Annotated in this window: 23 protein-coding genes; 7 read left to right on the top strand and 16 right to left on the bottom strand. The window is 70.7% G+C overall.

Features of this window, described 5'->3' with window-relative positions; translation table 11 throughout:
- Nucleotides 1-267: 267 nt before the first annotated feature.
- The 3 genes from VGJ24_RS17900 to VGJ24_RS17890 form a co-directional block, all read right to left on the bottom strand.
- Nucleotides 268-525, bottom strand: coding sequence for an HPr family phosphocarrier protein (locus VGJ24_RS17900; RefSeq protein ID WP_331501999.1), 258 nt, complete (start codon nt 523-525; stop codon nt 268-270).
- A 148-nt stretch (nt 526-673) separates the two neighbouring features.
- Entirely contained in the window at nt 674-1633 is a 960-nt protein-coding gene (locus tag VGJ24_RS17895; RefSeq protein WP_331501998.1) for a 1-phosphofructokinase, read from the bottom strand.
- 13 nt (nt 1634-1646) lie between these two features.
- A complete protein-coding gene (locus VGJ24_RS17890) occupies nt 1647-2414 on the bottom strand; it encodes a DeoR/GlpR family DNA-binding transcription regulator (protein ID WP_331502002.1) in 768 nt (255 codons plus the stop codon).
- An 85-nt stretch (nt 2415-2499) separates the two neighbouring features.
- Between VGJ24_RS17890 and ptsP the strand changes: the two genes are divergently transcribed.
- Nucleotides 2500-4182: a phosphoenolpyruvate--protein phosphotransferase gene (ptsP, locus tag VGJ24_RS17885; protein ID WP_331501997.1), complete on the top strand. Its 1683-nt coding sequence runs from the start codon at nt 2500-2502 to the stop codon at nt 4180-4182.
- 123 nt (nt 4183-4305) lie between these two features.
- Here ptsP and VGJ24_RS17880 read toward each other — a convergent pair whose 3' ends face one another.
- Entirely contained in the window at nt 4306-4878 is a 573-nt protein-coding gene (locus VGJ24_RS17880; RefSeq protein ID WP_331501996.1) for an NAD(P)H-dependent oxidoreductase, read from the bottom strand.
- A 70-nt stretch (nt 4879-4948) separates the two neighbouring features.
- Here VGJ24_RS17880 and VGJ24_RS17875 point away from each other — a divergent pair, with 70 nt between their 5' ends.
- Nucleotides 4949-5539 carry a helix-turn-helix domain-containing protein gene (locus VGJ24_RS17875; RefSeq protein WP_331501995.1) on the top strand — a complete coding sequence of 197 codons (591 nt, stop codon included), beginning with the start codon at nt 4949-4951 and terminating at the stop codon, nt 5537-5539.
- Here VGJ24_RS17875 and VGJ24_RS17870 read toward each other — a convergent pair.
- Nucleotides 5536-7653 carry a molybdopterin-dependent oxidoreductase gene (locus VGJ24_RS17870; RefSeq protein ID WP_331501994.1) on the bottom strand — a complete coding sequence of 706 codons (2118 nt, stop codon included), beginning with the start codon at nt 7651-7653 and terminating at the stop codon, nt 5536-5538. The two genes, VGJ24_RS17875 and VGJ24_RS17870, sit on opposite strands and share 4 nt — an antisense overlap.
- A 191-nt stretch (nt 7654-7844) precedes the next feature.
- Here VGJ24_RS17870 and rpsO point away from each other — a divergent pair, with 191 nt between their 5' ends.
- The 3 genes from rpsO (at nt 7845) to VGJ24_RS17855 (ending at nt 12059) form a co-directional block, all read left to right on the top strand.
- A complete protein-coding gene (gene rpsO / locus VGJ24_RS17865) occupies nt 7845-8120 on the top strand; it encodes a 30S ribosomal protein S15 (RefSeq protein WP_349257104.1) in 276 nt (91 codons plus the stop codon).
- 287 nt (nt 8121-8407) lie between these two features.
- On the top strand, nt 8408-10678 hold the full coding sequence (locus tag VGJ24_RS17860) for a polyribonucleotide nucleotidyltransferase (RefSeq protein WP_331501993.1): 2271 nt from the start codon (nt 8408-8410) through the stop codon (nt 10676-10678).
- Nucleotides 10679-10685: 7 nt separating this feature from the next.
- Complete coding sequence (locus VGJ24_RS17855) at nt 10686-12059, top strand: pitrilysin family protein (RefSeq protein ID WP_331501992.1); 1374 nt, start codon at nt 10686-10688, stop codon at nt 12057-12059.
- A gap of 3 nt (nt 12060-12062) precedes the next feature.
- On the opposite strand, the gene VGJ24_RS17850 is transcribed toward VGJ24_RS17855, so the two are convergent.
- The 4 genes from VGJ24_RS17850 to VGJ24_RS17835 all read right to left on the bottom strand — a co-directional run bounded on the left by VGJ24_RS17850 (nt 12063) and on the right by VGJ24_RS17835 (nt 15778).
- Nucleotides 12063-12770, bottom strand: a complete 708-nt coding sequence (locus VGJ24_RS17850) for a hypothetical protein (RefSeq protein ID WP_331501991.1) — start codon at nt 12768-12770, stop codon at nt 12063-12065.
- Nucleotides 12763-13242 (bottom strand): sigma-70 family RNA polymerase sigma factor, encoded by a 480-nt coding sequence (locus VGJ24_RS17845; protein ID WP_331501990.1) that lies wholly within the window; start codon nt 13240-13242, stop codon nt 12763-12765. Before VGJ24_RS17845 ends, VGJ24_RS17850 begins: the two co-directional genes overlap by 8 nt.
- 151 nt (nt 13243-13393) lie before the next feature.
- Complete coding sequence (locus VGJ24_RS17840; RefSeq protein ID WP_331501989.1) at nt 13394-14578, bottom strand: RNA polymerase sigma factor; 1185 nt, start codon at nt 14576-14578, stop codon at nt 13394-13396.
- 141 nt (nt 14579-14719) lie between these two features.
- On the bottom strand, nt 14720-15778 hold the full coding sequence (locus VGJ24_RS17835; protein ID WP_331501988.1) for a zinc-dependent dehydrogenase: 1059 nt from the start codon (nt 15776-15778) through the stop codon (nt 14720-14722).
- Between the two features lie 181 nt (nt 15779-15959).
- On the opposite strand from VGJ24_RS17835, the gene VGJ24_RS17830 reads away from it, so the two are divergent.
- Nucleotides 15960-17933 (top strand): PTS mannitol transporter subunit IICBA, encoded by a 1974-nt coding sequence (locus VGJ24_RS17830; protein WP_331501987.1) that lies wholly within the window; start codon nt 15960-15962, stop codon nt 17931-17933.
- Between the two features lie 31 nt (nt 17934-17964).
- On the opposite strand, the gene VGJ24_RS17825 is transcribed toward VGJ24_RS17830, so the two are convergent.
- The 3 genes from VGJ24_RS17825 to VGJ24_RS17815 all read right to left on the bottom strand — a co-directional run bounded on the left by VGJ24_RS17825 (nt 17965) and on the right by VGJ24_RS17815 (nt 19659).
- Nucleotides 17965-18480 (bottom strand): hypothetical protein, encoded by a 516-nt coding sequence (locus VGJ24_RS17825; protein WP_331501986.1) that lies wholly within the window; start codon nt 18478-18480, stop codon nt 17965-17967.
- A complete protein-coding gene (locus VGJ24_RS17820) occupies nt 18477-19070 on the bottom strand; it encodes a transposase (RefSeq protein ID WP_331501985.1) in 594 nt (197 codons plus the stop codon). Before VGJ24_RS17820 ends, VGJ24_RS17825 begins: the two co-directional genes overlap by 4 nt.
- 73 nt (nt 19071-19143) lie before the next feature.
- Nucleotides 19144-19659 carry a class I SAM-dependent methyltransferase gene (locus VGJ24_RS17815; RefSeq protein WP_331501984.1) on the bottom strand — a complete coding sequence of 172 codons (516 nt, stop codon included), beginning with the start codon at nt 19657-19659 and terminating at the stop codon, nt 19144-19146.
- Between the two features lie 86 nt (nt 19660-19745).
- Here VGJ24_RS17815 and dapB point away from each other — a divergent pair, with 86 nt between their 5' ends.
- Complete coding sequence (dapB, locus tag VGJ24_RS17810) at nt 19746-20480, top strand: 4-hydroxy-tetrahydrodipicolinate reductase (RefSeq protein WP_331502000.1); 735 nt, start codon at nt 19746-19748, stop codon at nt 20478-20480.
- A 30-nt stretch (nt 20481-20510) separates the two neighbouring features.
- Here the strand turns inward: dapB and VGJ24_RS17805 are convergent, their stop codons facing one another.
- The 4 genes from VGJ24_RS17805 to VGJ24_RS17790 form a co-directional block, all read right to left on the bottom strand.
- Nucleotides 20511-20822 (bottom strand): AzlD domain-containing protein, encoded by a 312-nt coding sequence (locus VGJ24_RS17805; RefSeq protein ID WP_331501983.1) that lies wholly within the window; start codon nt 20820-20822, stop codon nt 20511-20513.
- Nucleotides 20819-21538: an AzlC family ABC transporter permease gene (locus tag VGJ24_RS17800; protein ID WP_331501982.1), complete on the bottom strand. Its 720-nt coding sequence runs from the start codon at nt 21536-21538 to the stop codon at nt 20819-20821. Before VGJ24_RS17800 ends, VGJ24_RS17805 begins: the two co-directional genes overlap by 4 nt.
- Before the next feature lie 28 nt (nt 21539-21566).
- On the bottom strand, nt 21567-21788 hold the full coding sequence (locus tag VGJ24_RS17795; protein ID WP_331501981.1) for a hypothetical protein: 222 nt from the start codon (nt 21786-21788) through the stop codon (nt 21567-21569).
- A 121-nt stretch (nt 21789-21909) separates the two neighbouring features.
- Nucleotides 21910-22452, bottom strand: a complete 543-nt coding sequence (locus VGJ24_RS17790) for a GNAT family N-acetyltransferase (RefSeq protein ID WP_331501980.1) — start codon at nt 22450-22452, stop codon at nt 21910-21912.
- Nucleotides 22453-22523 lie beyond the last annotated feature (71 nt).

The following is a 22523-nucleotide window of genomic DNA, read 5'->3' as shown; positions in this document are numbered from 1 at the left end:
CGACGCGTCGTCGGCGCTGCTGATCATGACCCTCGGCGCCGGCAAGGGCGACGCGGTCGAGGTGTCGGGCGACGTCGAGGCCGACGTCGACACCATCGTGGCGCTGGTCGAGCAGGACCTCGACGCCTGAGCCTGGGCTGCGCATTCGAGTCGTCCGCCTGACGTGGGGCCCTAGCAACACCACAGGTGGACGACCCGGAGGGCGCCCGGCCGGGGTCAGGTCCAGGCCAGGGCAAGCCGGCGCACGACCCGGATCCGGAGAGCCGCTCAGGCGTCCAGGTCCTGTACGACGAGCGCGGCGATCGCGTCCACGTCGGTCTCGTCGTCGCCCGAGACCTCGACCGTGGCGCCCTTGCCGGCGCCCAGGGTCATGATCATCAGCGCCGAGCTCGCGTCGACCGGGTCTCCGCCCGGTACGCCGATCAGAACCTCGGAGTCGAGCTCACCGGCGGCCTCGGAGATGATCGCGGCCGGGCGGGCGTGGAGGCCGACGGCGGAGCCGACGACGACGGACTTGGTGGGCATGGGGTCTCCTTCGGGTGGGTCGTGCTGCGGGTCGGGTCAAACGGTGGCGACGTCGGTGCTGACCGGTCGACGACCTCCTGCTCGGTCCTCGCGTCGCGGAGCCCGGCGTCGAGGCGCACGAGCGCGCGGCTGATGAGGTCGGACACCTTCAGTCTCCTGACGGGAGATCGAGGCGGGTGACGTGGACCAGCTCGGTCTGCACCTGCCGGGGGTGGGGGATGGTCGTACCGGGCAGCCCGGCTGCCGCGCTGCCGTAGGCGACGGCGAGCGCGAGTCGTTGGCCGGGGTCACGCCCGGTGACGTCCCCGAGGAGGTAGCCGAAGAGGCTGGAGTCGCCGGCTCCGACCGTGCTGACGACGGTGGTGGGGGGCGGCGAGGCGTGCCAGGCGCCATCGGCGTTCACGAGTACGGCGCCGTGCGGGCCGAGCGTCACCAGCACCGACTCGACCCCCTGGGATACCAGCTCGCGCGCGGCCTCGGCGGCGGCCGCCGGGTCGGCCTCGAGCTCGTCGGCGTGGTGCCCGGTGAACGACGCGAGCTCCTCGCCGTTCGGCTTCATCAGGTGGGGCGCGCCGGTCGGGAGAGCATCGACCAGCGCCTTGAGCGGTGAGTCGCTGGTGTCGACGGCCACGCGCGCGCCGGCGCCGCGCAGGGCGGTGACCAGCTCGGCGTACCACTCGGGCGGGGTCCCGGGGGGCAGCGAGCCGGCCAGCACGGTCCAGTCGGCGCTCTCCGCTCGGCGTACCAACGCCTCTTGGAGCTCCTCGAGGAGCCGCGGTGTGGCCTGCGGGCCGGGGCTGTTCAGCTTGGTGGTGGTGCCGTCGGGCTCGGTGATCGTGATGTTCACGCGGAGGTCGCCGGCGTGCTCGACCGGCCGGCAGTCGATGCCAGCGGCGAGCAGCTCGAGCACGAACGGGTCGTTCTTGGCGGCGGGCAGGACGGCGATCGACGGCAGGTCCGCAGCCACGCAGGCGCGGGAGATGTTCACGCCCTTGCCCCCGGCCTGGGAGATCACCGAGTCTGCGCGCTGCACGCCCCCGCGTTCGAGGGGAGCGGTGAGGTTGACCGTCCGGTCGAGGCTGGGGTTGGCGGTGAGCGTCACGATCACGCGGTCGGCCCGTTCATGCCACGACCACCTCGACGCCGGCCTTCGTCAGCGCCCGGCGGTCCGCGGTCGACACGTCGCTGTCGGTGACCACTACGTCGATCTCGCCGGCCGCGGCGAACCGCACGGCCGTCTCGATGCCGAACTTCGAGGCGTCGGCCAGCGCCACGACCTGTCGCGCACACTCGACCAGCGCCCGCTTCACCGCGGCCTCGTCGGGATCGGGCGTGGTGAAGCCGTGCTCGGCAGTGATGCCGTTCGTGCCGACGAACGCGACGTCTACGCGGAGGTGGGAGAGCGCGGCGATGGTGTCGGCACCGACCGCCGCCTGGGTCGTACGCCGTACGCGTCCGGGCAGCAGGCGCAGGTCGATGTGTCGCTGGCCGGCGAGTCGGGCCGCGATCGGTACGCCGTGGGTGATCACGGTGAGCGCGTGGTCGGGAGGGAGCAGCGAGGCCAGCCGGCTGGTCGTCGTACCGGCGTCGAGGAGGATCGTGCCTCCCGCCGGTGGCAGACGGTCGAGCGCGGCGCGGGCGATCCGCTCCTTGCTCTCGGTGTTGACCTGGTCGCGCTCGCGCAGCCCGGCCTCGATCAGCGACAGCGAGGCTGGTGGGACGACGCCGCCGTGCACCCGGCGGACCAGCCCCATGCGCTCCAGCGTCGACAGGTCGCGCCGCACCGTCTCGGTCGTGACGTCGTACTCTCGAGCCAGCTGGTTCACCGACATCCGGCCGCGCTGGGTGACCAGCCGCGCGATGGCCTGCTGGCGCTCCTCGGCATACATCGTCAACCCGGGACCCCCTGTCTGTGTGTGTGGTTTTACGCCCGAACGCGTTGACTTGTCAAGTCGGCCGTGGCAGCGTGTCGCCATGAGCGACCCGTCGTCGGCCACCCTCACCCTGCATGGCACCCCGGTCGTCCCGGGCGTCGCCTACGGCCCGGCCCTGGTGGTCCGAGGGGAGGTGTCGCCGGACGCGATCGCCCGCTTCGACGGGTCGGCGTACGACGAGGACGGCGCGCTGGCGGCGTACGACGAGGCGGCCGACGCCGTGGCGGAGGGCTTCGCCCGCCGGGCCGACAAGGCCTCGGGCGCCGCCGCCGAGGTGCTCACCGCGAGCGCCGGACTCGCCCGCGACAAGGGTCTGCGCTCCGCCGTGCGCAAGCACCTCAAGGCGGGCGACGACCTGCTCGCGTCGGTGCATGCCGGAGTCGCGCAGTTCGTGCAGGTGTTCTCGTCGATGGGCGGGCTGATGGCCGAGCGCGTCACCGATCTGCACGACATCGAACGCCGGGTGGTCGCCCACGTGGTCGGCGAGGCGGAGCCCGGCGTCCAGATGCCTGACACGCCCGCCGTCCTGGTGGCGGAGGACCTCGCGCCGTCGGACACGGCGACGCTGGACCCGAGGGTGGTGCTGGCGCTGGTGACCGAGCGCGGCGGGCCGACCAGTCACACCGCGATCATCGCGCGTCAGCTCGCGATCCCCTGCGTGGTCGGCACGTCCGGTGCGATGACGCTCGTCGCCGGCACGCCCCTGCTGGTCGACGGGGTCGCGGGGACGATCGAGAGCTCACCCGACCCCGACGAGGCCGAGCGCCTCGTCGCGGCCGATCGGGTCGCGCGCGAAGCGCTGGCGACCTGGACCGGGCCGGGCGAGACCGCGGACGGCACGCGCGTGAAGATCCTGGCCAACGTCGCCGACGGGGAGTCCGCACGAGCGGCCGCGTCGGGACCGGTGGAGGGCGTCGGGCTGTTCCGGACCGAGCTCTGCTTCCTCAACCGGGTCGACGAGCCGTCCGTGGAGGAGCAGGCCTCGATCTACGGCGAGGTGCTCGCGCCGTTCGCCGGCCGGTACGTCGTGGTCCGCACGCTTGACGCGGGGTCCGACAAGCCGGTCGCCTTCGCGACGCACGAGGGCGAGGAGAACCCCGCTCTCGGCGTCCGCGGGCTGCGGCTCTCGTTCGACAAGCCGGAGCTGCTGGCGCGTCAGCTCGACGGCATCGCGGCCGCCGCGCGCGAGACGGGCACCGAGACGTGGGTGATGGCGCCGATGGTCGCGACCGTGGCCGAAGCGACCGACTTCGCCGCGGCGGTCCGGGGACGTGGGTTGAAGCCGGGTGTGATGGTCGAGGTGCCGTCCGCCGCGCTGCTGGCACACCGGATGCTCGAGGTCGTCGACTTCCTCTCGATCGGCACCAACGACCTCACCCAGTACACGATGGCCGCCGACCGGATGGCCAGCGACCTCGCCCATCTGACCGACGCCTGGCAGCCGGCCGTTCTCCAGCTGATCGCGATCACCGCGGAGGCCGGCAAACAGGCCGGCAAGCCGGTCGGAGTCTGTGGCGAGGCCGCGGCCGACCCCTTGCTCGCGTGCGTCCTGGTCGGGATGGGCATCACGTCGCTGTCGATGGCTTCGGCCGCCGTTCGCCCGGTGGGTGCGCGACTGGCGTCGGCCAACATGGACCACCTCGAGGACGCCGGCGAGGCGGCCCTGGCCGCGAGCGACCCGATGGCCGCGCGCGACGCCGCCCGCCGGGTGCTGGGGGCCTGACGCTCGTCTGCCGTATCGGCACGATCGCGCAGTTACGACATGCGTACGCCGCTTCCGGGTGTCACAACGGCGCGATCGCGCCGTTGTGACAGTCCCGGAAGAACGGGCCGACGAACGCCGCGATCAGGCCGCGAGGTCAGCGGCCGGCCGGTGCTCGACCAGTGCGACCAGGGCGCCCAGGAATCGGGCGAACACGTCGGGGTCCTCGAACACGTCCGCGTCGAGGGTCGAGTGCGAGAGCACCAGGTCGGGGACGACGTCCGCTCCGGCGATGGTCGCCGAGCGCCGGGCGTCCTCGTGTGACCACTTGCCACCGAACTGGGTCGGGGTGGCCCCGACGACCCCGAACGGCTTGCCCTGCAGCGCCCCCACGCCGTACGGGCGTGACAGCCAGTCGATCGCGTTGTTGAGGACGGCGGGCATCGTGCCGTTGTACTCCGGCGTCACGGCCAGCACGCGATCCGCGGCAGCAACCTGGTCGCGCAGCGCGCGAGCAGCCGCGGGCAGGTCCGCGTCGGTGTCGATCTCCTCGTTGTAGAAGGGCAGGTCGGCCAGACCCGTGGCGATCCGCACGGTCACGCCGTCCGGTGCCTCGGCCTGGAGGCGCTGGGCGATGCGGCGGTTGTAGGAGTCGGCGCGGAGGCTGCCGAGCAGGACGACGACGTGCGTGCCACGAGATTCGCTCAGATCGGTCATGAACCACCAAACGGACCACAGTCCGTTTCTATTCCTGTTCCCTGTCTCGACACGGCACTAGCCTCCACACGTGCCGATCCCGCTCCCGCTCGTCGACGACGAGCCCCAGGAACGACGCGACGCGGCGCGCAATCGCGACGCGCTCCTGGTCGCCGCGGACGCGTTGATCGGCGAGCACGGGGTCGACGCGGTGACCATGGACGCCGTCGCCGCTCGGGCCGGTGTCGGCAAGGGCACGGTGTTCCGCCGGTTCGAGAGCCGTGAGGGGCTGATGGCCGCGGTCCTCGACCGGAGCGAGACGGCGTTCCAGGGCTCGATCCTCTCCGGGCCGCCGCCCGTGGGCCCCGGGGCGCCACCGATGGAACGGCTCCTCGCGTTCGGCCACGCCCGGATCCGGCTCAACCGGGTCCACGGCGCTCTGATCGTCGCCGCCGGCCGCGCCGCTGCCCGTAGCTACGCCGCCGTGTCGTTCACCGCCATGCACATGCGGTACCTGTTGAGGGAGCTCGGGGTGCAGGGTGACATCGCGTTCCTGGCGACCGCGCTGCTGGCACCGCTCGAGGTGCCGATCCTCGAGCAGCAGGTCGAGATCGAGGGGGTCAGCATCGAGGGGCTCACCACCTCCTGGGACGACCTCGTACGTCGTGTCGTGTCCGGCTAGCGGGGAGTGGAGGCCTCGACCGTCACCGCGACACCGCTGAGCGCGGCGTTGCCCGACAGATCCAGCAGCTCGGGGTCGGTGAGGTCGTTGATCGACACCCCGGGCAGCTTGCTGGCGTTCCTCAGCCTCGTGCCGTCCACCCGGTGCCCGTAGCCGTGGGGGAGTGAGACGACCCCCGGCATCACGTCGTCGGTCGCGGCCACCTCGACCTGCACGCACCCGACGCGCGACGACACCGTCACCAGCGCCCCGTCCTCGATGCCTCGTGACGCGAGGTCGTCGGGGTGCATCAGCAGCTGGTGCCGCGGCTGACCGCGGGTGAGCCGCGTGGTGTTGTGGAACCACGAGTTGTTGTCCTGTCGGTGCCGGCGGCCGATCAGGACGAGCGCGTCGTCGGGCCGGTCGTCGAGCCAGCTCCGGAGCCGGTCGAGGTCGCCGACCACCAGCGGTGGCACCAGGTCGACCCGCCGGTTCTCGGTCAGCAGCCGCTCGGGCATGGTCGGACGCAGCGGCCCCAGGTCCACACCCTCGGGGTGCTTGCGCAGTCGGCGGAGCGACACCCGTCGGCCGGCCCGGAGCAGGAGCCCCAGCTGAGCGGTAGGACTCAGCGCCAGCCGGGCTCGGCGTACGAGTCGGGGCCTGAGCGGGTCCGGCCGCATCAGCCGGGCCTCGAGCCGCGCGGTCAGGTCCCGGAAGATCTCCCAGTCGTGCCGCGCCCCCTCGGGCTTGGCGAACACCGCGGGGCTGAACCGCGCCGTGTTGCGGATCGCCAACGAGTGGAAGACCAGGTCGTAGTGGTCGCGTTCGAGCGCCGTCGTGGGCGGCAGGATCACGTCGGCGTGGCGCGTGGTCTCGTTGAGGTAGAGGTCGATCGCGACCATGAAGTCCAGTGAGTCGAGCGCCTCACCGAGCCGCCGGCCGTCCGGGGTCGAGAGCACCGGGTTGCCCGCGATGGTCACGTACGCCCGGATCCGGCCGTCGCCCGGGGTCTCGATCTCCTCGCGCATGCAGGCGGCCGGGAGCTCTCCGCCGTACTCGGGGAGCCCGCGGACGCGACTTCGGTAGCGGTCATAGTGACCGGCTCCGGCGAACCGCCTCACGTCGACCGCGGGTTCGGGGAACATCACGCCGCCCGGTCGGTCGAAGTGACCGCTCAGGAGGTTGAGGCAGGTGATCGCCCAGTGGCACAACGAGCCGAAGCCGGTGGTCGAGACCCCCACACGTCCGTACGCCGCAGCGCCGTCGGCCGCGCAGAGCTCCCGGACGAGGCGCACGATCACCTCGGCCGGGACGCCACTGACCTCCGCGGCCCGCTCGGGCGGGAAGTCCGCCACCAGTCGCCGTAGCTCGTCGACGCCGTCGACGTACGCCGGCGGGCGCGCGAGTCCCTCGGCGAGCAGCGTGTGCAGCATCGCGAGCAGCACCGCCACGTCGGACCCCGGACGCACGAAGTGGTGCTCGGTCGCGATCGCCGCGGTCTCGGTACGGCGCGGGTCGAGCACCACGATGGACCCGCCGCGGTCCTTGATCGCTCGGGCTCGCGTCGGGAAGTCCGGTGCGGTCATCAGCGAGCCGTTCGACGCCATCGGGTTGGCGCCGAGCACCAGGAGGTACGACGTGCGATCGAGGTCGGGGATCGGGATGAGCAGCTGATGGCCGAACAGCTGCCACGCGACCAGCTGTGCGGGAGCCTGGTCGACCGTCGTCGCGCTGAACCGGTTGCGCGTGCGCAACGCCTTCACGAACGGGACGCCGTGCGTGGCCGAGGCGAGAGCGTGGACGTTCGGATTGCCGAGGTAGACGCCCACGGCGTCGCGGCCGTGCTCGTTGAGCGTCTCGGCCAGGCGGCGCGCGACCAGGTCGAGCGCCTCGTCCCAGTCGACCTCGACCCAGTCGTCGCCCCGGCGGACGATCGGCCGGCGCAGCCGGTCGGGGTCGTCGTACACATCGGCGAACGCGACACCCTTCGGACAGATGTAGCCGCGCGAGAACGGGTCGTCCGGGTTGCCCCGGACCGAGGTCACCCGGCCGTCGGTCAGGGTGAGCTCCAGCCCGCAGATCGCCTCGCACAGGTTGCAGGCGGTCAGTCGCCGCCCGGTGAAGCCCGGCGCCACGGGCGGATCCGAGAGCCGTAGGGGGGATCGCACCCGTCGAGTCTCCCTCACCTGTCGTTTTGGGTGGCACCACCGGCCGCTGATAATCTCGTCCGGTTGCCGTGCAACGGCCGCGGATCGAGAGTGCCCGGGTGAACAGGCCCCGGCGCGCCGCGCAACGGACAGAGCCCTCGTGGCCGGAAGGAGCCCGCATGTCGATCGGTACCGACGCGGAGACCAAGAAGAAGATCATCGATCAGTACGCGACGAACGAGGGCGACACCGGTTCGCCCGAAGTGCAGATCGCGCTGCTGAGCCACCGCATCAGCCACCTGACGGAGCACCTCAAGGAGCACAAGCACGACCACCACACGCGTCGTGGTCTGCTGCTCCTCGTCGGCCAGCGCCGTCGCCTGCTGAACTACCTGAACAAGACCGACATCGAGCGCTACCGCTCGATCATCGAGCGTCTCGGCCTGCGCCGGTGACGCGGAGCGGCTGCCCGTCCGGGTGGCCGCTCCTTGCACGTTCCGGACCTGTTTCCGGATCACCCGGCCGCTAGGGTCGAACACACAACTGAACACACCATCATCAGGAGCGACCCGCTCACGTCGGCCCGGTCCTCGGTAGTGGCTCTCGGAGATCGGCGATCAAGATTCTCAGCCGATCCGCGAGCCTCGATCGAAGACCGGCCAGTTCGAAAGCTTCGAGTCTTCGAGCAGCGGGACGTTCGCGGGGTCGCTCCGCGAAGAGAAAGGGACAGGGCACACTGTCCATGTCAGATTCATCTGCAGGACCCATCATTTCCGCCGTTGAGACCGTGATCGACAACGGTCCCTTCGGACAACGCACCGTCAAGTTCGAGACCGGGCTCCTCGCCCGGCAGGCCGCCGGTTCCGTCACGGCGTATCTCGACGACGAGACCATGCTCCTGTCGGCCACCACGGCCGGCAAGACTCCCAAGGACCAGTTCGACTTCTTCCCGCTCACCATCGACGTGGAGGAGCGGATGTACGCCGTGGGCCAGATTCCCGGCTCGTTCTTCCGCAGCGAAGGCCGCCCCGGCGAGGACGCGATCCTGACCTGCCGGCTGATCGACCGCCCGCTCCGCCCGACCTTCAAGAAGGGTCTGCGCAACGAGGTCCAGGTGGTCATCACCGTCCTGGCGCTCGACCCCGACCAGCCCTACGACGTGCTGGCGATCAACGCGGCCTCGATGTCGACCCAGCTGTCCGGCCTGCCGTTCTCCGGCCCGGTCGGCGGCGTTCGCGTTGCCCTGATCGAGGGTCAGTGGGTGGCGTTCCCGTCCCACAGCCAGCTCGAGGGCGCCGTCTTCGACATGGTGGTCGCGGGCCGGGTCACCGAGACCGGTGACGTCGCGATCATGATGGTCGAGGCGGAAGCCACCGAGCAGACCTGGACGCTGGTCGAGTCCGGCACGCAGGCTCCGACCGAAGAGATCGTCGCCGGTGGACTCGACGCCGCCAAGCCGTTTATCAAGCAGCTGTGCGAGGCGCAGTCCGAGCTGGCCAAGCAGGCCGCGAAGCCGGTCCAGGAGTTCCCGATCTTCCTCGACTACGAGGACGACGTGTACGACGCCGTCGAGTCCTCCACCAAGGCCGACGTCGTCACCGCGATGACCATCGGCGACAAGCAGGAGCGCGAGGCGCGCACCGACGAGATCAAGGCGGGTCTGCTCGAGAAGCTGGTCGGCCAGTTCGAAGGTCGCGAGAAGGAGATCGGCGCGGCATACCGCGCGGTCACCAAGTCGGTCGTGCGCGAGCGCGTGCTGCGCGAGAAGATCCGCATCGACGGTCGCGGCCTGGCCGACATCCGTCCGCTGCACGCCGAGGTCGCGGTGCTCCCGCGGGTGCACGGCTCGGCGCTGTTCGAGCGCGGCGAGACCCAGATCCTGGGCGTCACCACGCTGAACATGCTGACCCTGGAGCAGAAGCTCGACACGCTCTCGCCGGAGAAGACCCGTCGCTACATGCACAAGTACGTCTTCCCGCCGTTCTCCACCGGCGAGACCGGTCGCGTCGGCTCGCCCAAACGCCGCGAGGTCGGACACGGGGCTCTCGCCCGCCGCGCCCTCCTGCCCGTGCTGCCGACGCGTGAGGAGTTCCCCTACGCGATCCGTCAGCTCTCGGAGGCGATGGGCTCCAACGGCTCCACCTCGATGGGGTCCGTCTGCGCCTCCACCATGTCGCTGCTCCAGGCGGGTGTGCCGTTGCGCGCGGCCGTCGCGGGCATCGCGATGGGCCTGATCTCCGGCGAGGTCGACGGTCAGACGCAGTACGTCGCGCTGACCGACATCCTCGGTGCCGAGGACGCCTTCGGCGACATGGACTTCAAGGTCGCGGGCACCAAGGAGTTCGTGACCGCGCTCCAGCTCGACACGAAGCTCGACGGCATCCCGGCCGAGGTCCTCGCCCAGGCGCTGACCCAGGCCAAGGACGCGCGTCTGACCATCCTCGAGGTGATGGCCGAGGCCATCGACACTCCCGAGGAGATGTCGGTCCACGCGCCGCGGATCATCAGCATCCGGGTGCCGGTCGACAAGATCGGCGAGGTCATCGGCCCCAAGGGCAAGGTGATCAACCAGATCCAGGACGACACGGGCGCGACCCTGTCGATCGAGGACGACGGCACGGTCTACATCGGGGCGACCAACGGCGAGGCGGCCGAGGCCGCGCGCAACGCGGTCAACGCGATCGCCAACCCGACCATGCCCGAGGTCGGCGAGCGCTACCTCGGCACCGTCGTGAAGACAACCAACTTCGGTGCGTTCGTCTCCCTGCTCCCGGGCAAGGACGGTCTGCTCCACATCACCAAGCTCCGTGCGCTGGTGGGCGGCAAGCGGGTCGAGAACGTCGACGACGTGGTGTCGGTCGGCCAGAAGATCCAGGTCGAGATCGCCGAGGTCGACGACCGCGGCAAGCTGTCGCTGGTCCCGGTCGTCGAGGAGTCCTCGAGCGACGCCGGTGAGCAGCCGGAGCCGGCCGCCCCGGAGTCGACCGAGGGCGATGCCCAGGTCACCGAGTGACCCGCCGGTGACCCACCAGGCAACCGCAACGACCGGTCGGCAGCCCGCTGCCGGCCGGTCGTCGGTTACCCAGTCCTCGGGGGCCCACTCATCGGCCAAGCCCACGAGTACGACGCGGACCCTGCTCAAGGAGGACGGCGGCATCATCCGTCGTACGACGCTGCCCAGCGGCCTGCGCGTCATCACCGAGCAGGTGCCCGGCCAGCGCTCGGCGACGATCGGTGTCTGGGTCGGCGTCGGCTCCCGCGACGAGTCACCGGCCCTGCACGGCTGCTCCCACTTCCTGGAGCACCTGTTGTTCAAGGGCACCCCGGAGCGGTCCGCGCTCGAGATCTCGATCGCGCTCGACGCGGTCGGCGGTGAGTTCAATGCCTTCACCGCCAAGGAGTACACCTGCTTCCACGCGCGTGTCCTCGACGAGGACCTCCCGCTGGCGGTCGACGTGCTCGGCGACATGATCACCTCGTCGCTGATCACCGACGACGACGTCGACGCCGAGCGTGACGTGATCCTCGACGAGATCGCGATGCACGACGACGACCCCGACGACGTCGCCCACAACCTCTTCTCCGCCCTCGCGTGGGGCGACTCACCGCTCGGTCGGCCGATCGCCGGCACCGCCGCGTCGATCGGGTCGATGACCCGCGACCAGATCCGTCGTTTCTACAAGCGCCACTACCGCCCGGAGCGGATGGTCGTCTCGGTGGCCGGCAACGTCGACCACGCCAAGGTCGTCCGCCTGGCCCGGGCGGCGTTCTCGCGCCGCGACTTCCTGGCCGGCACGGCCGAGCCGGTCGCCAAGCACCAGACGTCGACACCGCGCAAGGTCGGCACCGGCATTGCCGAGGCCACTCGGCAGTTCGAGCAGGTGAACGTCGTGCTGGGGGTGCAGGGTCTGACGCGTTCCGACCCGCGTCGCTTCGCCCTCGGCGTCCTCAACGCCGCCCTGGGTGGCGGGACGTCGAGCCGGCTCTTCCAGGAGGTCCGCGAGAAGCGCGGTCTGGCCTACTCGGTCTTCTCCGTCGCCAGCCAGCACGTGGACGCCGGCCTGGTCGGGGTCTCCGTCGGCTGCCTGCCGAACAAGCTCGGGCAGGTCCTCGACGTCGTCCGCGCCGAGCTGGCCAAGATCGCCCAGGACGGCATCGACACCGAGGAGCTCACCCGCGGTAAGGGCCAGCTCAAGGGCGGGCTGGTGCTCGGCCTCGAGGACTCCGCCTCGCGGATGACCCGTCTGGGCAAGTCGGAGCTCGTCGACGACGAGCTGCTCAGCATCGACGAGGTGCTCGCCCGCATCGACGGCGTCACCCTCGACGACGTACGCCTTCTGGCTGGGGAGCTGTTCTCCCAGCCGGAGATCCTCGCGGTCGTCGGCCCGCGCTGAGGCTCAGCCGGCCGTGACCGTCACGATCCCGTAGAACCCGGGCATCTGCTGCGGGCCGTCCAGCGTCCAGAGCACCTTCTGGTCCCCACGGACGTCGGGCACCCGCACCTTCATTTCGAACCTCGCGTCGCGGAACGCCGGGAGGAACGGCCGGCCGTGGCGGTCCCGGAAGGGGACCTGACGGCAGTTGAGCTGCCAGGTGTGCCAGAAGTGCTTCCCGAACGCGATGTTGACGTCGGGACAGGGGTCGAGCACGAGCCGCGTCGGCGACTGCAGGACCGCGGTGAACGTCAGGGTGTCGCCCGGATGCACGTGTCCCGAGATCGTCCCCGTCGCCGAGATGCGGTCGAACGGCGTGACGACCTGCCCGTGCTCGCGGTGCCGCACGTCCGGATGGCCGGCCGGCAGGTCGCGCCACGGCACGTCGACCGCCAGCAAGTTGTGGTGCTGGGTCACCTGCGCAGTCGGCGTACCGGTCGTGTCGGCTGGCGGCGCCGGGTCGTCGTGCGACCGGGTGGTGAGTGCTGTCGTCACCCCGCCGATCACGATCACGGCGGCCGCGGCCGCGGCGACGGCGCGCCAGGGTCGCGGCCGGCCGAGCGGCTCGTCGAGCCGGTCCAGCGGTACGCCGGGAGGCGGCGGCTGCTCGGCCTGCCACTGCCGGGCGGCTGCGGTCAGCCGCTCGTCGATCTGGTCCAGCAGGTCAGTCATCGTCGTCTCCCAACAGCTCGCGCAGCCGGGCCCGGGCCTGGTGCAGGGTCGCCTTGACGGTGCCCGGCGCGCAGTTCATGACCTCGGCCATGGTGGCCACGTCCAGGCCCACGAAGTAGTGCAGGTCGACCGCCAGGCGCTGACGGTGACTGAGCCCGTCGACGGCCCGCTCGAGGTCGACGTCGTACGTCGGCGCCGGGGCACCCGTGTCGACCAGCTCGACGACCGTCCCGGCCGGCTGGCGCATGCGATGACGCCGGCATCGGTCGGCGACGATGCCGATCAACCAGGCGACCGGGGCGCCGCGCGACTCGTCGTACGTCGACCAGCGCTGCCAGGCGCGGATCAACGCCTCCTGCGCGACGTCGTCGCGGTCGGCGGGTGCGACGCGGCGGCCGGCGTACCGGGTCATGGCCGTCAGGTGGGGCTCCACCCAGCGCGCGAACTCCGAGGGGGTCCCGCGCTCGGTCATGTCCTGTCCTCCGGAGATCAGAGTCTCCATGCCCGTTCTACGCCATGGACGGCCCATTCGGTTTAGCCGGGACTGCCAATAATCGGGTCGTCCGCCTGAGCGGGTGTTCTTGTGCCCAGCGAGGCGGACGACCGGCACGCAGCGTCCTCGCTCAGGGCGGCGTCACGTCGACGATCCCGGAGAACCCCACCAGCTCCTGTGGCCCGTCGAGGGTCCACGTGACCTGCTGAGGTCCGGGCTCGTCGGGAACGGTCACGCGCATCTGGAAGAGGACGTGCGTCCCCGGCGGCAGCACGGGTCGGAACCCGGTCACCTTCCCGTTCGACCGGACCAGGCTGGCGAAGTACGGCACCTGGGCGCAGTTGAGACCCCGCGTGGTCGTCTGCGTGCCCCAGGCGATCGTGTAGTCGGGGCAGGGGCGGAGGCTGACGGGCCCGGGCGCCGTCAGCGCGGCGTCGAAGACGAGCGTGTCGCCGGGGTGGACCGTTCCGGAGATGCTGCCGGTGGCCGACACATCGTCGTACGGCGTGACGAGGACGCCGTTCACGTCCTTCCCGAACGCGGGGTGGCCCGGCTCGAGGTCGCGCCATGGGACGACCCTTCCGGCGGCGCGCTCGACGGCGGGCGTGGGTGAGGTGGCGTCTCCCGGCGCGGTGCCGTTCCGGCCCAGGGCGCGCACGACCGCCACGGTGCCGACTCCGACGAGCACCAGGGCAACCGCGGCCGCCACGGCCGCCCGCCGCGGAAGGTGCCGCCCGAGAGGTGCCTCGAGGCGCCGGAGCGGAACGCCGGGCGCGAGAGGTTGCTCATCGCGCCAACGCCCGCCCGCGACGGAGAGTCGCTCCTCCATGAGGTCGTCCTCGTCCTCTCCCAACAGGTCGCGCAACCTGGCTCGGGCCTGGTGCAGGGTCGCCTCGACGGTGCCCGGCCCCCAGCGCATGACCTCGGCCACGGTGACGACATCCAGGCCCACGAAGTAGTGCAGGTCGACCGCCAGCCGCTGACGGTGGCCGAGCCCGTCGACGGCCCGCTCGAGGTCGACGTCGCGCGTCGGCGGGGGAGCGGCCGTCGTGTCGACGAGCTCCACGATCTCCCTCGCCGGCTGACGGATGTGGTGACGGCTGGACTCGTTGTGGACGATCCCGAGCAGCCAGACGACCGGGGTGCCGCGCGACGCGTCGTACGTCGACCAGCGCTGGTAGGCGCGGATCAGGGTCTGCTGCACGATCTCGTCGCGGTCGGCGGGTGCGACCAGCCGACCGGCGTACCGGGCGAGAGTCGTCAGGTGCGGCTCCACCCAGCGCTCGAAGTCCGCAGGAGTCCCACGCTCGGCCATGTCCCGCCCTCCGTGGATCAGTGTCTCTGTGCCTGTTCCACGTCGCAAGCGGCGTCCTGGTTCAGCCAGGGCTGCCCAGAGATCGGGTCGTCCGCCTGAGCGGGTGCTCTAGTGCCCGCCTGGGCGGACGACCCGAAGCAGTCAGGGCTCCACGGTCACCTTGATGGCCTCGCCCTTGGCCACGATGTCGAACGCCGAGAGGACGTCGTCGAGCGGGATGTGGCGGGTGATCAGGTCCTTGACCGGGACCTGGCCGGTGGAGATGTACTCCAGGGCTCGCTTGTTGTGCTCCGGCGCCGAGCCGTTGGCGCCGTGGATGTGCAGCTGGCGGTAGTGCACGAGGTTGGAGTCGCAGGTGATCGTCGGGTTGGTCTTCGGCAACCCGCCGAAGAACGAGATGCGGCCGTTCCGCGCGGCCATCGCGATCGCCTGCTCCTGGGTGATGTTCGCGGCGGTGGCGGTGATCACGACATCGGCGCCACGACCGCCGGTCAGCTCCATGACCCGCTCGACCACGTCGACCTGCGAGCCGTCGATGGTCTCCTCGGGCTGGACCGCCTCGGCGGACATCTTCAGCCGCTCGGCGTTCACGTCGACGAGATAGACCGGGCCGCACTCGTGTACGCCGCGCGCGATCCGGATGTGCATGCACCCGATCGGGCCGGCCCCGAACACGACGACGGTGTCGCCGGCTTCGATGCCGAGCAGCTCCTGGGCGTTGATCGCGCACGCGAACGGCTCGGCGGCCGAGGCCTCGTCGTACCCGACGTTGTCGGGGATGGGGTTGAGCCCGTCGACCTTGAGCACCTGGCGGGGCACGATCATGTACTCGGCGAACCCGCCGTCGTACTGGTAGCCGACCGACGTCTGGTTCTGGCACACCGCCATCCAGCCCTTGCGGCACTCGTAGCACTCGCCGCACGGCACGGCCGCGATCACCTGGGCGCGGTCACCGACCCTCCAGTCGCTGCCGTACGTCGTGTTCACGTCGGTGCCGACCTCGACGACCTCACCTGCGATCTCGTGCCCGATCGTCCGCGGAGGCGTGAGGTTCTGGTGACCGTTGTGGAAGATCTTCACGTCGGTGCCGCAGGTGGAGCAGTTGCGCACCCGCAGCTTGATCTCGTCGGGTCCGCACTCGGGCTCGGGCAGGTCCTCGAGCCGCACGTCCTCGGGGGCGTAGAACCGCAGGGCTTTCATGGATGGAGGGGTCCTTTCGACGGCGGGTTCGGGCGCGACGCTAGTCGTCTGGCGGAAAAAAACCAAGCAAACGGGCAGAAAAAGGGGCCCGAATACTTGGCAATGGGCCCGTATGTGTTGCAGAATCCGTGTGTATCGGGCCGTGACGGTCGTCACGTGCCGCTTGATCGAGAGGAACCAGATGGCCACCACAACGACGGCCCCCGAAGGCGGCAGCCTGCGCGTGCACGCCCAACGGTTCGGAACGTTCCTGTCCAACATGGTCATGCCGAACATCGGCGCGATCATCGCCTGGGGCCTGATCACCGCGTTCTTCATTCCCGTCGGCTGGACGCCGAACGAGAAGATCGCCACGATCGTCGGGCCCGGCATCTACTACCTGATCCCGCTGCTGATCGCCTACACCGGCGGTTACAACGTGTACAAGATCCGCGGTGGCGTGGTGGGTGCGACCTCGACGCTGGGCGTGATCATGGCGACCAGCTCGCCGCTCTTCGACAAGGCGTACGCAGAGACCGGCGGCTCGCCGATGTTCCTCGGCGCGATGATCATAGGCCCGCTCGGTGGCTACGTGATCATGAGGCTCGACGGGCTCTGGGACGGCAGGATCAGGCCCGGCTTCGAGATGCTGGTCAACAACTTCTCCGCCGGCATCTCCGCTGCGGTCATGGCGATCGGGTCGATGTTCATCCTCGGCCCCATCCTGCGCGGCGTGATGACGGGTCTGGGCAACGGCGTCGAGTGGCTGGTGCACCACCACATGCTGCCGCTGACCGCGGTCATCATCGAGCCGGCCAAGGTGCTGTTCCTCAACAACGCGATCAACCACGGCGTCCTCACCCCCCTCGGGCTGGATCAGGCCAAGCAGGCCGGTCACTCCGCACTGTTCCTGCTCGAGGCGAACCCCGGCCCCGGCGCGGGCGTGCTGCTGGCCTACATGGTCTTCGGTCGTGGCATCGCCAAGGCCACGGCCCCGGGTGCCTTGATCATCCAGTTCCTCGGTGGCATCCACGAGGTCTACTTCCCCTACGTCCTCGCCAAGCCGCGCCTGGTCCTGGCCCTCATCGCGGGTGGTGCGACGGGCACCATGATGAACGTGATCTTCAACTCCGGGCTGGTCGCGCCGGCGGCGCCCGGTTCGATCTTCGCCGTCTACTCGTCGGTGGCCAAGGGCAGCGTCGTGGGCGTCACCCTCTGTTGGTCTGCCGCACTGGTGGTCACCTTCCTGGTCGCCGGCCTCTTGCTGCGGCTCGACACGTCCGTGGACGAGGTCGACCTGGCTGCCGCGACCGCGGGCATGGAGAAGCTCAAGGGCAAGCAGTCGTCGGTGGCAGCCGCGCTGACCGGCAGAGGGACTCCTGGCGGAGGCGCGATCCACGCGATCGTCTTCGCCTGCGACGCCGGCATGGGCTCCTCCGCGATGGGCGCGTCGGTGCTGCGCAAGAAGATCAAGGATGCCGGACACGACGGCATCACGGTCGTCAACCGGGCCATCTCGAACCTGACCGACACCTATGACGTGATCGTCACCCATCAGGACCTGGCCGCCCGGGCACGACCCATGGCGCCGTCGGCGGTGCTGGTCACGGTCGACAACTTCATGGCGAGCCCGGCGTACGACGACATCGTCGAGCTCATCGGCGTGGCGAACGGCACCGGGACCGGCAGCGGGACCGGGCAGCCGGTCGAGGATCAATCCATGGTGGGCGACCCCGCCTCTCACGGTGGCGTCCTGGCCACCAGCTCCATCGTTCTCGGGGGTCGGTCGAGGTCGCGCGACGACGCGATCGACGAGGCGGGCCGGCTGCTCGTCGCGGCGGGCGCAGTCGACGAGGGCTACGTGACGTCGATGCACGACCGCGAGACCTCGGTGTCGACGTTCATGGGCAACGGCCTGGCCATCCCGCACGGCACGAACGAGGCCAAGTCCTCGATCCACCGGACGGCACTTTCATTCGTGCGCTACGACGAGCCGGTCGACTGGAACGGCAAGCCGGCGGAGTTCGTCGTGGGCGTGGCCGGCGCGGGCGACGACCACCTCGCCCTTCTCTCGAGGATCGCCGGGATCTTCACCGACACCGAGCAGGTCGCCGCTCTCCGTGCTGCCGCCACCCCGGAGGAGGTCATGGCCGTCCTCGACGCGGTCAAGGTGTGAGTCGAGCGCGCGGCGTCGTTTCGGTCCTCGCTCAGGGAGCCAGGACCGCGACGCCGGCGCAGGCCACTGCCCAGAGCACGCTGGTGAACGTGCCGATGATGAACCGCTCGGCCACGCCGGTGTCCTCATGGTTGCGCAGCTCCGGGTAGCGACCGAGTCCCTTGACCGCGAGCACGATCGCCAGGCCCGGCGCCCAGCCCGCCACGAGCGCGACGTACACGGCGAGGCGCTCGAGCGCGCCGATCCATGCGCCTCCCCGGAGCACGGATCCGGCTCGGGTGACCCGCTCAGGGTCCTCGACGAAGGAGAACACCTGAGTGGTGACCAGTCCGCCGCCGGCCACCGCCACGACGGCCGCGAGCACCGTGACGGTCTTGTCGAGCTCGTGGTCGGCGTCGGAGACCCAGCCCCAGAGCAGGGCGACCGCGACCAGGACGAGCGACGCGCCGGCCGCGAGTCGCGGGGCCTTGCCGGTGGCGAGCCCCACCACCGAGGCCAGTGCTGCGAGCGCGACCAGGATCGTGTCGACGATCTCGGTGCCGGTCATCGTTCACCTCCGAGTGCGGTGCGAGTGAGGTACTCCACCAGCTCGCGGGCACGCCGTCCCTCGGCGATGCCGGCGGCCGCGGCCCGCTGGCTGACCGCGGACTGGCTGATGCCGATGCGCGAGGCGGCCCCGTCGTAGGTGAGCCCCTCGTCGACGAGGTCCGCGACCTCCCAGCCCCGCGGCGTACGGCGTGCCAGCAGCGCGGCCCACAGCCAGATCGCCGACTCGAGCGCCCGGACGCCGTCGCCCTCGCCCACCGCGCGCACGTGCCAGGGACTGGACTTGGCGCGGGTGACCGCCTCGCGGGCGGAGAGGTACGCCGGTCCGCGTCCGGCTCGCGCCTGGTCCGGCAGCGGCGTCTCGACCTGGCCCACCCCGATCCCGATGTTCCACTCGCCCGAGCGGAGCAACGCCTCCAGGGCCGAGACGACCGCGGCCGGCTGGTCGAGCACGCCCTGGAACTCGTCACCCACCGTGCGCTCGAAGGCCAGCCGAACCGGCACGTCGGCGAGCGACGCGAGCGCGGCCGGGACCTGGTCGGATCCGCTCCGGCTCTCGTCCTGGTCGACGGTCAGCACCACGACGTCCATGGCTCGTCTCCATCCTGATGGTGTGCCAAGTTTAGAGAATAACCTAATGCTTGGTCAATATCAGGAAATAAACTCATCTGCGGCCGATGATCGCGACGACCGGTGGCGCCTTCTGGTCGACGACCGAGACCCGGAAGCCGCCTTCGGTCAGCGCGGCAGACGCCTTGCGGACGATGTTCGGAACCAGCTCGGGCTGGGTCGTCTCGTAGTAGAGGTAGACCGCACCGCCCGGGAGGACGCGTTCGTGAAGCAGCGCGACCTCGTCCGCGCACTTGCGCACCCAGAACAGGTTCACGTTGAACGCGAACACCTTGTGCAGCCGCTTCACCGGTACCCGGAGCGTGGCCAGGTCGATCTGGCGAACGGTCAGCCGGCCGGCGTCGACGTACTTCTGGTTGCGCCGGCGGGTGCGGTCGACGCCCGACTCCGAGCGGTCGATCGCGAAGAGCTTGCCCGTGGTCAGTCGCTGGCAGATCAGCTCGGCGCCGTACCCGGGACCGCATCCGATCTCGAGAACGTTGTCACCGGGCTGCGGATCCATCAGCTCGACGGCCCAGATCAACCGTGGCGGGACCTGCTGGACTGGCATGGCCCTCAGACTGCCAGATCGTGATTCGACCCGACCCGCGTGGCCGTCGGGTGTCCCGACTCGCCGCTAGGTTGGGGCGCGTGACGATCAAGATCGGCGTGCTGGGGGCTCGAGGTCGGGTCGGGTCCGAGGTCTGCCGGGTGGTCGAGCGTGCCGACGACCTCATGCTGGTGGCGGCGCTCGGCTCGACCGACAACCTCGATCCGCTCGCGATGGCCGATGTCGTCGTCGACTTCACCAAGCCGGACGTGGTGATGGACCACCTGCGGTGGTGCATCGGTCGCGGTGTCCATTGCGTGGTCGGTACGACGGGGTTCGACGACACGCGTCTCGACGAGGTGCGGGCCGCCCTGTCCGACGCCCCGTCGGTGGGTGTGATCGTGGCACCGAACTTCTCGGTCGGGGCCGTCCTGATGATGCGCTTCGCGGCGGCTGCCGCGCCGTTCTACGAGTCGGTCGAGATCGTGGAGATGCACCACCCGGACAAGGTCGATGCCCCGAGCGGTACGTCGCGGCGTACGGCGGAGCTCATCGCCGCGGCTCGACGGGAGGCAGATCTGGAACCGGTCCCGGACGCTACCTCCACGGGGCTCGCGGGAGCCCGCGGCGCCGAGGTCGAGGGGATCCACGTCCACTCCGTCCGGGCCCGCGGGCTGGTCGCCCACCAGGAGGTGCTGCTGGGTGGACCGGGGGAGACGCTGACGATCCGCCACGACTCGATGGACCGCGCGTCGTTCACCCCGGGCGTGCTGCTGGCGGTGCGCGGCGTCGCCGACCGCCCCGGTCTGACCGTCGGGCTCGAGGACCTGCTCGACCTCTGACCAGCGCGCGGTGCTGCTCCGTTCCCCCGGCTACCAGCCGGGGAACACCAGCCGCACCAGCCCGGCGGTGGCGGCCGCCACGAACACCACGACCAGGAATGGCGCGCGCAGCAGCAAGGCGATGACCGCGGCCGCGAGTCCGGCGGCGCGTGCGTCGATGGTCAGCCGGCTGCCCTCGGCGAACACCTGGACCGCCACGAGGGCGGAGAGGAGCGCGACCGGGATCAGGTCCGCCACGCGCTCGACCAGGGGATGCTGGAGCACCCGCGGCGGCAGTGAGAGGCCTGCGAGCTTGAGGAGGTAGCAGCCGACACCGGCGCCGAGGATCGCCACCCAGGTCATCGTCCGGGCAGCTCCGTCGAGTCCGTGGCCGAGGGGGTGAGCAGGCCGGCCAGGAGCGCGACCCCGCCGGCCACGAGCACCGGAACGCCGGCGGCGGTCACCGGCACGACGCCCAGTGCGACGGCGGCTGCGCAGACGGCGATCACCCGGTTGCGGGGGTCGGCCAGGCGCGGCCACAGCAGGGCGAGGAACGCGCCGCCGACGGCGGCGTCCAGGCCGTAGGTCCGCGGGTCGCCGATCAGGTTGCCGGCGACGGCTCCGACCAGCGTGAAGGTGTTCCAGAGGACGAAGACCGACAGCCCGGTGGTGAGGAAGCCGGTCCGGGCCGCCTCGCGCGACTCCCGGGTCACCGACATCGCCGTCGACTCGTCGATGACGACCTGGGCGGACGCGACCCGGCGCCATCCCCGAAGGCCCAGCAACGGCGCGAGCTTGAGGCCGTAGAGCGTGTTCCGGGTGCCGAGCATCAGCGCCGTCAACGCGCCCGACAGCGGCGCACCGCCCGCCGCGGCGACACCGACGAACGCAAACTGCGAGGCGCCGGTGAACAACACCAAGGACAACGCGCAGGTCTGGAGGACCGACAGGCCGGCGGCGACCGAGACGGCGCCGAAGGACACGCCGTACAAGCCGGTGGCGATGCCGACGCCGAGGCTGTCGCGGACGATCGCACGGCGATCGACCGCGAACGGTTCGCTCCTCCCCGGGTCGGCCACCCGCCGACCCTAGTGGCGGACCTGAGAGTCAGCGGCGGCGTGTCACACGCACCGGACGCGGCTCGGATTGCGAGGCGTGAACCAGGACGTAGGCCAAGAGCAGTCCGACCAGACCCCCCGCCAGCGCACCACCGGAGACGGCCATCGGAAGCGGGGTGGAATGGGCGATCCAGACGCCGGCCACGATCCCGAAGCAGAGGCTGATCGTGCCGAGCACGATCCGGTGGAGCACGGGCAGTGGTCCGAACATCGGGGTGCCTCCTGTCGGTGGCGGTGTCGACCCCGCGCGGGGCGGTGGGGATCGCCGGACGTCCATGGTGGCCCGTCTGGGACGGAAATCCAAGGGGGTTTGACCATCGTCCACGACGTGGTCAGGCGAGGGTGGTGTGCAGCCGTACCTGTCTGACCTGGGTCGAGCCGGAGCCGTCGAGATCGAGGGTCCGATAAGCCGAGTCCGGGCCCCAGCCCGCCTCGGTCAGGAACGTGCGGAGCTCGTCGTCGTCGGCCACCAACCAGGTCACGGAGCGGGTGAACCGGTCGGCGACCATCGTGTCCACGGCCGCCTGGAGCAGCCGCGATCCGTGGCCCTTCCCACGCTCCTCGGCGTCGATCGTGAACTCCATCAGCTCCCCGTCGGTCACCGGGTCGCAGTCCGGATCGGTGGCCGGAGTCGTGATCGCGAAGCCGACGACGCGGTTGCGCTCCAGGGCGACGAGCGCACGGTGTCGGGCGTCCGCCGGGTGACTGAGCGCGTCGCGCCACAGCTGGGCGAAGTCGGCCTGCCGCAGGTCGCCCGCAGCCGGCACCAGCGCGGCGTACGACGTCGCCCAGGCGCGGGCCTGGATCGCGGCGATGGCCTCGGCGTCGTCCGACCACGCGATCCGGACCGAGACGTCGGCGGAGGGGGTGCTCACGCGCCCATCGTGGCAGCGCGATGGGTGTTACACCACTTCGGCATCGATGCAGAAAAGTGTCATATCACTGG

The organism is Nocardioides sp. (assembly GCF_036493135.1).
Taxonomy (GTDB): Bacteria; Actinomycetota; Actinomycetes; order Propionibacteriales; family Nocardioidaceae; genus Nocardioides.
The sequence above is the reverse complement of the archived record's forward strand: the minus strand, read 5'-3'. Positions and strand labels throughout refer to the sequence as shown.